The sequence below is a fragment of the Streptomyces deccanensis genome (genome assembly GCF_022385335.1).
GTDB lineage: Bacteria > Actinomycetota > Actinomycetes > Streptomycetales > Streptomycetaceae > Streptomyces > Streptomyces deccanensis.
Genome location: NZ_CP092431.1, coordinates 5,566,629 through 5,579,205 on the forward strand (window position 1 = coordinate 5,566,629; position 12,577 = coordinate 5,579,205).

The following is a 12,577-nucleotide window of genomic DNA, read 5'->3' on the forward strand; positions in this document are numbered from 1 at the left end:
ACCTGTGCCGTGAGTGACAACCTTTCCCCCTGCCCCGAATGCTCCGGCGCCTACACCTACGAGATGGGTGCGCTCCTGGTCTGCCCGGGGTGCGGACACGAGTGGTCACCGGCCGCGGAGTCCGCGGACGGTGCCTCCGGAAGCAGGGTGATCAAGGACGCGGTCGGCAATGTGCTCGCCGACGGCGACACCGTGACGGTCGTCAGGACGCTGAAGGTCAAGGGCAGCCCGAGCGGGATCAAGGCGGGCACCAAGGTGCGCAACATCCGCCTGGTCGACGGTGTGGACGGCCACGACATCGACTGCAGGGTCGATGGGTTCGGCGCGATGCAGCTCAAGTCCAGCGTCGTGAAGAAGGCCTGATCCGACACCCTGCTGCGCGACCGCGCAAGTCGACGCCCCGGGCGGTTTTCCCGTATGCCGGCCCGATGGCTCCGATGGCTCCGATGAATCCGATGGTCCCGAGGGCGCAGGCGTCGTCCCAGCCGTCTGGATCCCAGCTGCTCTGGTCACTCGCATCCGGGTTCGGCGTGGCCGGTGCCGCAGGCGAGGATGGTCCGCATGTTTTTGACGAGTGGGTGGTTGCGATGCGCCGTGTTCCGGCCGGAGGGGCCGTGCCGTCGCGTCGGGGAGGGGACGGCACGATGAGTACGCCGCTGTACCAACTGAAGGCCGAGTTCTTCAAGACGCTGGGCCATCCGGCCCGTATCCGGGTCCTGGAACTGCTGAGCGAACGTGAACACGCGGTCGCGGAGATGCTGCCCGAGGTCGGTATCGAGCCCGCTCATCTGTCCCAGCAACTGGCGGTGCTGCGGCGGGCGAATCTGGTCAAGACCCGCAAGGAGGGTTCGACCGTGTACTACTCGCTCACCAGCCCACAGGTCGCGGAGCTTCTGCGGGTCGCCCGGACCATCCTCTCCGGGGTGCTCGCCGGGCAGGCCGAGCTACTGGCTGACCTGCAGGCCACGCAGGGTGAGCAGAAGCCGCCGTCGTAGTACCGACCCTCAAACAGCGGCCGCCTCACGAGAGTTGGTCCCCTGGACTGTCTGGCGGGGATGGCCACGAACTCGTCGATGTCGGCGGTGACCGTGTCGGGGGCGGCGGAGATCAGGAGTTCGGGGTACTGGGACCTCAGCTTCATGCCCAGGACGTCCAGAAACTCGATCTCCACCGTCCCGTCCGCTCCGCCTCCCGGGCTTTCGCGCAGCACTAGGCGGCGATGGGACGCTTGGTAGGACCAGACTAGGAAGGGTTCACCCTCCGAAAGGCATGGAGACGACGTCCCCATATTCGTCGTACCAGGTGACCCGGGCCTGGACGGGGGCCGGGGCGTTCTTGATCTGTGACAGTTCCCATGCGGTGTAGTCGCCGGCGCCCGGGGAGGCCACACCGTCCATGGAACGGGCGAGTCCTACTGGGTCGTCGATGCCTTCGAGGTTGAAGTGGATCTGCACGGTGCTTCGGATCGACGGCTTCCGGGAGCGGTGGGTGGGCAGAGGCTACGACAGAGAACCCGGGGTGCACGCGCCGCACCCGTGATGTGGGCTTCAGGGACTTCGGTGAGTATCACCGCCGCTGCGCACGCGATGACGTTCAGACTTGGGGAGGACAGCAGGCTGAGGTCCCCTGACACGGAGAGGCGTCGGAACGAACCGCGAATCCGCAGGTCAAGCCGGTCTTTCGCGGCTGGAGGCGTTGCGCGTACGGCTACCGTCGGGAACCCGTGCCCTGCGCGTGCCCAATCTTCGTGCGCCTGACGGGCCGGAACTTGCTGGACAACCTTCGGGAAAACACAAACCCCAGGCCGCTGACCTGGGAAGCTGCGAGCATTCGAGTCCGGAACAAGTGCTGACCTGGACGAACGGCCGAGCTGCGGCCTTGTCGGGCTCGGCTTCTTTCCCTGTGGTTCCCCGCTGTTCCCCGCTCGATCTGGTGCGGTTGTGGTGCGGCCGCCGGTGGCCGCTTGAGGTTCCCCCGCTGCGCGGGAGTGGCTGACTAGCAGGTCAGGGCGGGTTGACGTGGTTTCAGGTTCACTTGTTCGGCCGCTGCCTGGTCGGCGTAGTGCTTCTCCTCGAACTCGATGGGGCTGAGGTAGCCGAGGCGCTTCTGGATGCGGCGGGGGTTATAGAAGCCGTCGATGTACTCGAAGAGCGCGAGGTTCGCCTCGGCTCTGGTGTCGAAGGTCCGTCCGCGGATGCACTCGGTCTTGATCAGCATCCACAGGTTCTCCGCCAGGGCATTGTCGAAGGAGTCGCCGACCGAGCCCATGGACGCTTGAACACCTGCTCTGACCAGGCGGGTTGTGAGCTTGATAGACGTGTATTGCGTGCCGTGATCGGCATGGTGGACGAGTTCGCCAGGGGCGACCTCGCGGCTGGCCAGTGCGTACTCGAGCGAGGTGAGGACCAGGTCGGCGTCCGCGCGGGCGGAGGTCTCCCAGGCCACGACTCTGCGGGAGAAGGCGTCGCGGATCGCCGACAGCCACAGTGGCCCCTCCAGGGTGGGAATCATGGTCAGGTCGGTGACCCACAACCGGTTCGGCGCGAGTGCGGTGAAGTCGCGTTGCACCAGGTCAGGGGCGAGGTCGGCGTCTGGGTCGCGGCGGGTGAAGCCCTTGCTCCTGCGGGGGCTGATCCCGGCCAGGCCGGCCTGGCGCATGAGCCGCTCGACCCGCTTGCGGCCGACGTGGACGCCCTCGCGCTTCAGGACGGCATGGATCCTGGGCGATCCGTAGATCCCGCCGGAGTCCTGGTGGATCCGTCGGATCTGCCCGGTCAGCTCGGTGTCCTGGCGGATCCGTTCGCAGGGGTCCTTCTCAGCCTGGCGCCAGCGGTAGTAGGTGGAGGAGGGGATGTGCAGTTCCCGCAGTACGGGCTCGACCCCCAGGTGCGGGTGCTCGTCTAGGAGTGCGGTCACCTGGGCCGGGTCGGGTCGAGCTGCGCGGCGAAAAAAGCCGAGGCCGTCCGCAGGACCTCGTTCGCCCGGCGCAGGTCCCGCACCTCGCGCCGCAGCTGGACGAGCTCGTTCTTCTCTTCGGTGGTGAGCAGGTCATCCCGCTCGCCGGCGTCGGCCTCGGCCTGCCGGATCCAGTTCCGCAGGGCTTCGTGATGCACGCCGAGCTCCTCAGCCATGCGGCGGATCACCGGCTTCGGCTCGGCGGTCCGATACATCCGCACCGCACGCTCACGCAACTCCAGCGGGTACTTCCTCGGGGCAGGCATCGTCTGGGCTCCTCTCATGAGACCCATCTGACCTGCTGTCACCTTTCCCCGCATCTCGGGGGAACCTCAGCTTCCCCGAATCGACGAACCGGCAAGCTGCAAGCGCCTCAGAGGTGTTGCTTGGCTGCTCTGATCAGCCGCCTGATGCCGTCGTGGGTCTGAGCTCTAATCGTGTCGTATTCGGCCCTGTTCTCAGCCCTGATGACCTTGGTGATGTCTGCAAGCACGTCTTCCGCGGCTTGGCTCAGCGCCTCGTCGTCCGTGAGCATCTGCACCCGGAACAGCGCTTCTTGAGCATTGGAGCGCAGGCCGTAGGAGCGAACGCGCACTGCTTCAGGGTCCTCTGGTGGTGGCTGCTCGTGCTCGCAGAACCAGAGGTGAACCAGGCAGCGTCGGTAGTTCACCAAAGTGCCGGCGTAGGCGGAGTAGGCATCGAGTCGTTCCTGCCGGAGCTTCTCGCGCCGGGCGAACTGATGACTCATGTCGATGGTGCGGTGCTGAAACGCCAAGGTGATTCCGGAACCAAGTAGGGCCCCCAGGACCGCTATGCCACTGGCGATGATGGGGCCTCCCCCTGAGTGGTGGACACGCTGATACTGGATCTGCTTGATCCGGAGGAAGCGAGAACACCGCCGATGGCGATGAAGGACTACTCGGACGAGTTCAAGGCCGATGCCGTGGCCCTGTACGAGTCCACGCCCGGGGCGACCTACAAGAGCATCGCCGCTGACCTGGGCATCAACAGGGCGACGCTGCGTGAGTGGGTGCTGCGGGACCGGGAGCGTCGCGGCGTCGCCCCCGCGGCCGCTCGGTCAGGTGGGGCAGCGCCGGCCCGGGCAGGACAGCCGGCACCGTCCGCCGACCCGGACGAGCGGATCCGGCAGCTGGAGGCCCGGGTGGCCGAGCTTGAGGCGAGCGAACGGAAGCTGGCCACCGAGCGGGACATCCTGCGCAAGGCGGCCAAGTATTTCGCCGGCGAGACGAACTGGTGAACCGCTTCCAGTTCGTCCACGACCACCGGGACGCCTTCGGCGTGAAGCGGTTGTGCCAGGTGCTGGGCGTGAACCGTTCCAGCTACTACAAGTGGCGGGACGCGGCCGACGCGCGGACCGCGCGGCAGGCCGCCGACCGGGCCCTGGCCGAACAGATCCGCGCCGTCCACGCCGACTCCGACGGTGCCTACGGCTCCCCGCGGATCACCGCCGAGCTCCGTGCCGAGGGCCGCAAGATCAATGAGAAACGGGTGGCCCGCGTGATGCGCAAGTTCTCCATAGCGGGCATACGCCTGCGAAGACGGGTCCGCACCACGATCCCGGAGCCGTCGGTGACACCGGTCCCGGACCTGTTCCAGCGGGACTTCACCGCCCCCGCGCCCGGGATCAAGTACATGGGCGACATCACCTACCTTCCCACCGGGGACGGCGACTTCCTCTATCTGGCCACTGTCCTGGACTGCTTCAGCCGCCGGGTGGTCGGCTGGTCCATCGCCGCCCACATGCGCACCGAACTCGTCGCCGACGCCCTGCACATGGCAGCCGCCACCCGCGGCGGTCTGAGCGGCGCGATCTTCCACTCCGATCACGGCGCCCAGTACACATCGCGTGAATTCGCCGACTTGTGCGGCGAGTTGGGGGTCACCCAGTCCATGGGCTCGGTCGGCACCTCCGCCGACAACGCCGCCTGCGAGAGCTTCCACGCCACCCTCAAGCGCGAGACCCTGCGCGGCGCCCACCACTACCCGGGAGCGGAACTGTGCCGACGGACCGTCTTCCGGTGGCTCACCCGCTACAACACCCGCCGCAGGCACTCCGCCAACGGACACCTCAGCCCCATGGCCTACGAAAATCAGCACCGGCAGGAGTCCGATAAGCTCACGCTGGCCGCATAACCACCCCGACGCGTGTCCACCTCCGCGGGGGAAGGCCCGATGGTCTCCACACCCCAAGCTCACCACGATCCGCCAAACTGTGTGGCACAGTCCAGCTCCTGCATCAGCACGCTTTCCAACTGTGGTGGTGCCACGCGAGCATGCGTCCAAGGCCGTTCACCTGCGTTCGTGCTCGGCCGGTCGTGGGAGCGGCCACCGCCTTCGGTCTCGTCTGAACGACCGTGAACGGAGCTGAATGAGACGGAAACTGAGACGGGCCTCGCTGCGTTGACCTGGAGCGAGGCCAACGCGGCTACAGCCCGCGCAGCGCCTCGTCCAGGTCGCCGTACGCGCTCCAGCAGTCGACACTGCCATCGTCGTTCAGACTGCCCATGTACCAGTCCTCATCGCTGACCGGCTTCACCAGACACAGCCCATGGAACCCCAAGATGATCTCTGGGTGGAGCCGTTCCTCTTCCCCGGGCCGGCCCACCCACGTCACGACGCGATCGGTGTCGAGAGCCACAGACTCCCGATCGCCAGAGACCTCGCGGATCTCCTCCAGAGTCCACCCTGCCGGTAACTGCCCGTCTGCCATCCCATGATGATGACAGCCACCGCAACAGCCGAGGTAAGGACCGAATGCCTTCTCAGAGCAGCGCTTTAGCTTGATCTTTAACCTGTGCGGCGGGGTCGTGGGTTCTCTGACTTCTTCGTTCGCTGTTTCGTAGTGCCGGGTTTGCGGACGGTGTGCACGTCGTGGCGCGGGGTGGGCCGGGTGTTCTTGCGTCCGGGTGGTCGTCCCGGGCCGGGTCGGGAGGGTTTCGGTGCTTGGGCGGGGCAGGCCGCCTGCGGGCGGAGGTGCCGAAAGTCGCGGCGGACGCGGGCAGGGGTGAGTCTGTTCGGCGGGCTCGGTTTCTCCCACGGCCGGCGCAGGTCGGCCGCCAGTGGGCGGGCCAGCCGCAGCTGGGTGTAGACGGCGAGGATCAGCCAGGTCCACCGGTCAGCCGCCTCAGGAGTACGGACCTTCGGGCAGGTCCAGCCCAGGGTCTGCTTGAACAGCCGGAAGGTGTGCTCGATATCGAAGCGTCGCAGGAAGACCTGCCAGAGCAGGTCGACCTGGGTGTCGGTCGCGTCGGTGCCCGACCACCACAGCCACACCGGCTTCGGCCTCGCGCCGCTGGGCAGGTACTCGACCTGCAGACGGATCACCGTGCCCTCGATGACTGGCAGAGCGCCCAGCTGGGAGACCCATGCGGAGCGGTGAGTCAGCCGGGGGTGGAGCCGGTCCCAGGCTCTGGCGATGGCTGTGCCATACAGACGGGTATCGGTCACGGTCGCCGCATCGGGAGTGTTCCAGGTGGCAGGGTTGCCGAAGACGAACTCGCCGCCGTGGCGGGGCGGACGGCCCCGGGTGCCCGGCTCTCGGGGCGGCGCCGCCCGGCGCAGGACCCGGTCCGAGCGCATCCGGCCCAGCACCTGCACCGGCAGATCCTTGAGAAGGTAGGCCAGCCGGGGCACGTCGTATCCGGCGTCCACCACGATCAGCACGTCCGGGTCGCCGTCCTTCCACTGTCCGGCCGCCATCAGCCGCTCGGTCAGCTCACGCAGCTGCCGGGCGGTGACCGTGGCAGCGTCGTCGCCCGGCACCAGACGCAGCGCGTCCAGCGGCGCGGTCCATGAGCTGCGGCCCGCTTCCAGCGCACAGACCACCGAATACGGCCAGCCGGGGACGGGGATGTGCTGGTCCTTGCCGCGTCCGTAGGTGTGGCACAGGATCCGCTCGGGTGAGGTGTGAGCGTCGGGGCGCAGCCAGCAGGTGATGTCGGCCGCCAGCACCAGCTCGGCCGTCCGCCGCCCGCGGAAGCGGCACCGTGGCCAGTGCCCGCCGCAGCCGGGCGATGTCCACCCGGCCCGCGGCCAGGGCGCCATACAGCCCGCCGTGTCCACGGCGATGCTCGCCCACCAGCGACAGCTCCACCAGCGAGCGGATTGGGCCATCCGCACACAGCACCGCGTCGGCCAGCTCGAACAGCGCATCCGAACGCCTGGTCAGGCAGGAGTAGAACTCGCCCCGGAAGCGTGACAGTTCCGCCAACGGCTCTCGCCGGGCATCGCGATGCAGCAAACTCACCCTCACGGCCTTCGTGCTGGACGTGTGTGTTCCTTGGTCGGAGCACATGTTCAGCCGAGGGCCGCTTTCGTGTACGGCAGTTACCGGACCGAGTGATCAAGTTCGAGACATCATTCGATGCTGGACGTTAAAGATCAAGTTTAGAAGCTGTTGTCTTTTCGATCTTGAGAGATGCGCGTCGAACGGGAGTCCCGATCGGGTGGTCGGGGGGCGCTGGGCGCATACGGACAGGGCCTCCTGAACAGCTCGTTGGTGTCGAATCACCGAGCAACAGGAGGCCCTGGTGCAACAGTCTTGCGTGCCGATGGCGGGGCAGTCCAGCGTGGTCACCTGGGAGTGTGACTGCCTGGCTCACCGGTTCGGAAATGCCTCCGACAACGGGACGCGACAGCCTCGCTACCCGACGGACATGACGGACGGGGAGTGGGCCGTCATCCGCCCGCTGCTGCCGGTGCCGGGCTGGATGCGCGGCCGGGGCGGCCGGCCGGAGGGGTATTGCCACCGGGCCATGCTCGATGCGATCCGGTATCTCGTGGACAACGGGATCAAGTGGCGCGCGATGCCCGCCGACTTCCCGCCGTGGGACCGCATCTACGCATTCTTCCGCCGCTGGCGGGACAACTTGCTGGTCAAGGAGTTCCACGACCGGTTGCGTGCGAGGGTCCGCGAGGAGCTGGGGCGGGACGCGCAGCCGACGGCCGCAGTGATCGACTCGCAGTCCGTCAAAGCGGACGCCGTCGTCGGATCGGACAGCCGCGGCTTCGACGGCGGCAAACTGATCAACGGCCGCAAGCGGCATGTCGTGGTCGACACGCTCGGCCTGCTGTTGGGCGTGATGGTCACGGCCGCGGACACCGGCGACCGCATCGCCGCCCAGGTTCTGCTCGGACAGGTCGCCGACGTGCACCACCGGCTGGAACTGGTCTGGGCCGACGGCGGCTACACCGGCGGCCTCGTCGAGTACGGCCTGGCCACGTTCGCCCTGGTCCTGGCGATCGTAAAACGCAGCGATGACATGCGCGGCTTCGTGGTGCTGCCCAAGCGGTGGATCGTCGAGCGCCTCTTCGCCCACCTGATGCGAAGCCGCCGTCTGGTGCGCGACTTCGAGCGGCGCACCGCCAGCGCGGAGGCGATGGTCTACTGGTCGATGACCCTGCTCATGACGCGCCGCCTTGCCCGGCCACACCCTGGGCGAGGGTGAACCGGCCCGGCTGCCGCTCGGCCAGCCAGCCGCGGGCGACCAGGCGTTTCGCTTTCGAGCGCAGTGCCTCCACCCGTCGCCGGCACCACGTCCATGCCGAACATAGCGGCCATTTCCTGGCAGGTCAGCGGCCCTTGATGGAGCCGGTTCCGGTCCGCGAGCGCCGTGAGGATGCGCTGGTAGTCCACGGACAGCACCGACCAGGCCAGTCCCTGGCGCCACACCGGCACCTGCGACTTCGGCTTCGCCGCATCCCCGGGGTCCGGCGGCGCGTCCGCATCCCGCGGATCGTCAGTGACCTCCGTGCCGACGGTGTTGTCGCCGTCCGGAGCCAGCACCGTGCCGACCCGCTTGCGGGCAATCGCCCACTCCTGCCATTCCCGCTCGGCCGCGGCCAGTTCGGCCTGGATGCGGTCGGCCTGTTCCCGCAGCCCGTCGACTCGACGGCGAGCAGCGAGCTCGTGCTGTTCCAGCAGTCCGACGACTGACGGCATCCATGACCTCCCGGGGAGCGACGATCCGGCAGGCCACGACTCCCACGGAATCACCACTGCTATCCCCGACCAGCGGAAACACGTCGATCACGTCCGAAAAGACAACAGCTTCTTAGGAGTTCGATCCGCGCCTGCTCCAGCTGGTGCCGTTGACTGATGCGGCGGCCGGATGGAGACGCTGGTGTACACCTCCGCCCGGCGTCGTTGATGTCAGCCGTAGATGTCAAATACTGGATTGGTCGATGAGAGCCACGAGTGCGTTGCCGGACGGGAGTGCTTGCTGTAGTTCACTGCTGTACAGCGGAACCTGCGAGGGCGGCGATGACCAGCGTCTGCACGCAACCAGCAACCAGTGTCTATGGGCAAGCGCCACCGACCACAGCTCAAGTGCCTACTTGATCACCATCCTCCGAAAACTGTGACAGACGACCAGCGGCGTGCTCGGACTGCTTCCTCTTGCGCCGCTGACGACTGCGGCGGATCAGCCAACTGCCAGCGGCCATACAGCCGGTGGCTACCAGTGACCCAGCTACCTCAATCAGAGCGCTCTGGCCGATGGATCCCCAGGGCAGCGTGTCTACCCACATTCCTACTGTCCCTCCGAACGACAAGTACTGCGCTTCCAGGCTGCGTTGGTGCAGGACAGCACGGACACGGGCGGACGACAGGCGGTATCGTCGGACGGAATCGGACGGAATCGGACGGAGCGGGTGGATAGCTGTGGCGATCTTGAAGCGGCCAGTTCTGCCAGATGGACCGCAGAAGGATCTCAACGCTGCGCTGCATGATCTTCACTTGCGAGCAGGGCTACCGTCGGTGCGTGACCTGGAGGTCCGTATCGGCGGCCCAGGCATCGCTGGCAGGAGTCGGATTCATGACGCGTTCACAAACGGCCGCCTACCGGCCTGGGGGCTACTCCAGGTGCTGGTGTCGGCGCTAGCGCAAACGGTCCCCGGTTCGGACACGGCTGCCGAGGAGGGCCGCATCTACCAGCTTTGGTTGGCAGCGTCGGGCCGCACAACTTCTCAAAAGCCGGAAAAGCAACCTGCACTCGAGTCTCGCAGAACATTGCTGGTCCCTGCAGAACAGTCCAGGCGCGCCATCCTCGCTATGCGGGTTGAGTGGGCAAATCCGGCTGCGCTAAAGGTCGAGACACGGAGAGGCCTGCGTGAGTGGGTGGGTAAGGCGCTGGATGATATCGGATGGCCCAGTACCGGAGAGCATCGAAGGAATGACAGTGCCGGTTCAACTATCATCCTGAATGCTTCGAGTGAAAGTCCGAACCTGACAGTCGCAACCTTCTTGTCCGCTCTGGATAGCGAGATGGAATACCTGCGGCTCATGACTTCGGCTCACGCCGCGGGCTCGATAAAATTAAAGTTCGTTGCTGTCAACGATCCGGCTGCGTCCAGCCATGAAGAGTCAATGTGGCTTTTGGGTGCTCTTTTGTCGGTTGCATTTGAAGCCTTTTGGTCGAGTTCCGCAGGGCCTGTTCCAGCAATGGTGCATGGTATCGACACCAGGGAAGGTCAACTGCCAGGCAGTTGGGCGAAGTACACCACTTGCGTCAATTTTGAGGGGATTCAGCGAACTCTGTCACTCCTTGAAAGGGGGAATTCTGACGACCCTTGGTCTGCTCCTTTCTGAAAAGCCCTTTCGGGGCTCTCGACGCAGTCGTCGGAACTTCGGGGTAGCTCGCCACGGCGGCGAGCATGCCCTGCTGTCCATCTTCTCATTGGATGATGGCGGCCTGCTACTGTGCTGGCGCACCGCGACTTGCCGTGTTGCCTTGCTGCACTTCAGGGGGTTGCTCCAGTTGCAGTTCCTTCTTCCGCTGCTCATCCTTGATTCGCTCAATCGTTTCCGCGAACGCGCTTGGTGCTTCTTCGGTGCTCACGCGGCCGGGGCTGTAATGATTAATCCGCAAGCTGAAGGCTTGGAGTTCTAGTTCAATAGAGTCCGCGGTTTGCTGAAGATTCATACTTCTTTCGCGGAATTTGAAGTAGGAGATGATCCCAGCTGCAATGCTTACGATGGCGCTCAAGCCGACGGCGATCCAGCTCCATATTCCTTGCTCGGCAGCCGCGGTCGTTGCAACAGACGTAAGAATTGAACCAACGATTACCGTAATCTGGAATCGATTGTGCCGGTTGCGATATTTTTGTGCGCCGCGCCTATAGTCATCGCGAAGCCCCGGTACGGAATCAAGATAGTTGCGGAACGCGTTCGAGATCGATTGACCGTCTAGGTGTGACGAGTACTGCAGATTAGACTTCTTAGCTAGGGCTTTTCGAAGGTTGACCTGGGCGCTTCGGAGTTCGCTGCGGGAGTCCGACCAAATAGATAGCGAGCCGATCAGTGAAACCAGAAATAGCGCCCCAAGAGCAAAATTCATGAAAGCGCGCCCGTGTCCGGGTTTGGAGAAGTCGCCGAAAACGTTACCTGCGGCAATGGCCCCGCCGATCGCCGGAGTCATGACAAAGAGTAGAAGTCTGGATATTCTTCGGGAAAAAAGCTTCTCACTTACGGCCGCATCTGCTTCGATGATCTCTTGTTCGATGGCCAGTAGGGAATCTGCCTCAGTCATGATCACCCCCCCAGGCCGGTCAGGCTACCAGCGCCGATAGGTCGGTGGAGCGGCTTTGGGGTGGCGCTGCTTTGGCGCGAGTGATCATGGCCCCGTAAGCTTCCGGCGCGTCGGGCAGTCTGTGGACCTGCCCGGTAAAGCACGACGTTGGGGCCATGATCTTCGAGGCTCGCGCCAAAGTGGCTCCGTAAAGCCGTGGAGCCGACCGCCCCAGCCACGACGTACCCCTTCTCTGGCATCAGGTGGCCATTGCTGTGCGCGCGGCACGGGCGCCGGCCGGGCTGGAGCGGGGCGGAGACATGAGCGCAGGCCCGGCCGGGGGCCGGGCCGCGCGCGGTGAGCGGAGCGAGCCGCCTTGACAACCTCGTGATCCGGGTCCGTGTCGCCGAGCCCGAGCGGACGAACGGGAAGCGCGCTCCCGGAGCCACCAAGTCCGATGCGGGCGCCCGTCTCGTCGTCCTGCCGGCCTTCCTGGAGAAGGAGGTCAAGCGCCACCTCGCCTGGTACGCGGAGAAGGGGCCCGACGGACTTCTCTTCGTCGGGGAGAAGGGCGCTGCCTTCCGCCGCACGTCCTTCGGCCGGAAGTGGCGTCGTGCCCGTGCTGCTGCGGGGCTGCCGGACGGCTTCCGCTTCTACGACCTTCGCCACACCGGGCACACGCTGTCCACGCGCTCCGGCGCCACGCTCAAAGACACGATGATTCGGGCGGGGCAGTCCTCCGAGAAGGCCGCGCTGATCTACCAGCACTCCGACGACGAGCGTCAGCGCGACTTGGCGGCCGGCCTTGACGAGATGGTGCGCGCCGAGCGTGCGAAGAACCACACGGGCGACTCCGCGCACCACAAGGAGGAGGCCACCGGGACGTAGCCCGAGTCCTTATGGTGCGGTTGTGGTGCGCCACCCGCTCACCGGTCTAGACAACAAAGAACCCCCAGGTCACCGACCTGGGGGTTTCGTATGGAGCGGGTGACGAGAATCGAACTCGCGCTCTCAGCTTGGGAAGCCACGGCGCTTGGGTGAACGCCACGTCTCTGACCTGCACAGTTGTCCTCTTCCTGGGGCGGTCGTGAGGG

12 protein-coding genes and 2 pseudogenes are annotated in these 12,577 nt (G+C 65.7%); 6 read left to right on the forward strand and 8 right to left on the reverse strand.

Features of this window, described 5'->3' with window-relative positions:
- Window positions 1–9: 9 nt before the first annotated feature.
- Window positions 10–363, forward strand: coding sequence for a zinc ribbon domain-containing protein YjdM (locus L3078_RS24805; RefSeq protein WP_239756162.1), 354 nt, complete (start codon window positions 10–12; stop codon window positions 361–363).
- Between the two features lie 281 nt (window positions 364–644).
- A complete protein-coding gene (locus L3078_RS24810; RefSeq protein WP_239756163.1) occupies window positions 645–995 on the forward strand; it encodes an ArsR/SmtB family transcription factor in 351 nt (116 codons plus the stop codon).
- A 258-nt stretch (window positions 996–1,253) separates the two neighbouring features.
- Here the strand turns inward: L3078_RS24810 and L3078_RS24815 are convergent, their stop codons facing one another.
- From L3078_RS24815 to L3078_RS24830, 4 genes are all read right to left on the reverse strand, one after another.
- Window positions 1,254–1,454 (reverse strand): hypothetical protein, encoded by a 201-nt coding sequence (locus L3078_RS24815; RefSeq protein ID WP_239756164.1) that lies wholly within the window; start codon window positions 1,452–1,454, stop codon window positions 1,254–1,256.
- Between the two features lie 541 nt (window positions 1,455–1,995).
- The gene (locus tag L3078_RS24820; RefSeq protein WP_239748969.1) at window positions 1,996–2,916 is read right to left on the reverse strand and encodes an IS3 family transposase; all 921 of its coding nucleotides are present in this window, start codon (window positions 2,914–2,916) and stop codon (window positions 1,996–1,998) included.
- A complete protein-coding gene (locus tag L3078_RS24825; RefSeq protein ID WP_053756971.1) occupies window positions 2,913–3,221 on the reverse strand; it encodes a transposase in 309 nt (102 codons plus the stop codon). Before L3078_RS24825 ends, L3078_RS24820 begins: the two co-directional genes overlap by 4 nt.
- A 107-nt stretch (window positions 3,222–3,328) precedes the next feature.
- Window positions 3,329–3,730 (reverse strand): hypothetical protein, encoded by a 402-nt coding sequence (locus L3078_RS24830; RefSeq protein ID WP_239756165.1) that lies wholly within the window; start codon window positions 3,728–3,730, stop codon window positions 3,329–3,331.
- A 126-nt stretch (window positions 3,731–3,856) separates the two neighbouring features.
- On the opposite strand from L3078_RS24830, the gene L3078_RS24835 reads away from it, so the two are divergent.
- A protein-coding gene (locus L3078_RS24835; RefSeq protein WP_239760151.1) for an IS3 family transposase occupies window positions 3,857–5,109 on the forward strand; the annotation gives its coding sequence in 2 pieces (ribosomal slippage) (window positions 3,857–4,199 and window positions 4,199–5,109; 1,254 coding nt in all).
- A gap of 292 nt (window positions 5,110–5,401) precedes the next feature.
- On the opposite strand, the gene L3078_RS24840 is transcribed toward L3078_RS24835, so the two are convergent.
- Window positions 5,402–5,686 (reverse strand): hypothetical protein, encoded by a 285-nt coding sequence (locus tag L3078_RS24840; protein ID WP_239756166.1) that lies wholly within the window; start codon window positions 5,684–5,686, stop codon window positions 5,402–5,404.
- Between the two features lie 77 nt (window positions 5,687–5,763).
- Window positions 5,764–7,270, reverse strand: a pseudogene (locus L3078_RS24845) (NF041680 family putative transposase).
- 361 nt (window positions 7,271–7,631) lie between these two features.
- Between L3078_RS24845 and L3078_RS24850 the strand changes: the two are divergent.
- Complete coding sequence (locus L3078_RS24850; RefSeq protein WP_239749116.1) at window positions 7,632–8,423, forward strand: IS5 family transposase; 792 nt, start codon at window positions 7,632–7,634, stop codon at window positions 8,421–8,423.
- Here the strand turns inward: L3078_RS24850 and L3078_RS24855 are convergent.
- Complete coding sequence (locus L3078_RS24855; RefSeq protein WP_420864022.1) at window positions 8,360–8,917, reverse strand: hypothetical protein; 558 nt, start codon at window positions 8,915–8,917, stop codon at window positions 8,360–8,362. The two genes, L3078_RS24850 and L3078_RS24855, sit on opposite strands and share 64 nt — an antisense overlap.
- A 720-nt stretch (window positions 8,918–9,637) precedes the next feature.
- Between L3078_RS24855 and L3078_RS24860 the strand changes: the two genes are divergently transcribed.
- A complete protein-coding gene (locus L3078_RS24860; RefSeq protein ID WP_239756167.1) occupies window positions 9,638–10,564 on the forward strand; it encodes a hypothetical protein in 927 nt (308 codons plus the stop codon).
- A gap of 106 nt (window positions 10,565–10,670) precedes the next feature.
- On the opposite strand, the gene L3078_RS24865 is transcribed toward L3078_RS24860, so the two are convergent.
- The gene (locus L3078_RS24865; protein WP_239756168.1) at window positions 10,671–11,504 is read right to left on the reverse strand and encodes a DUF4231 domain-containing protein; all 834 of its coding nucleotides are present in this window, start codon (window positions 11,502–11,504) and stop codon (window positions 10,671–10,673) included.
- A 354-nt stretch (window positions 11,505–11,858) separates the two neighbouring features.
- Between L3078_RS24865 and L3078_RS24870 the strand changes: the two are divergent.
- Window positions 11,859–12,371: pseudogene (locus L3078_RS24870) on the forward strand (tyrosine-type recombinase/integrase); the annotation flags it as partial.
- Window positions 12,372–12,577: the final 206 nt, after the last annotated feature.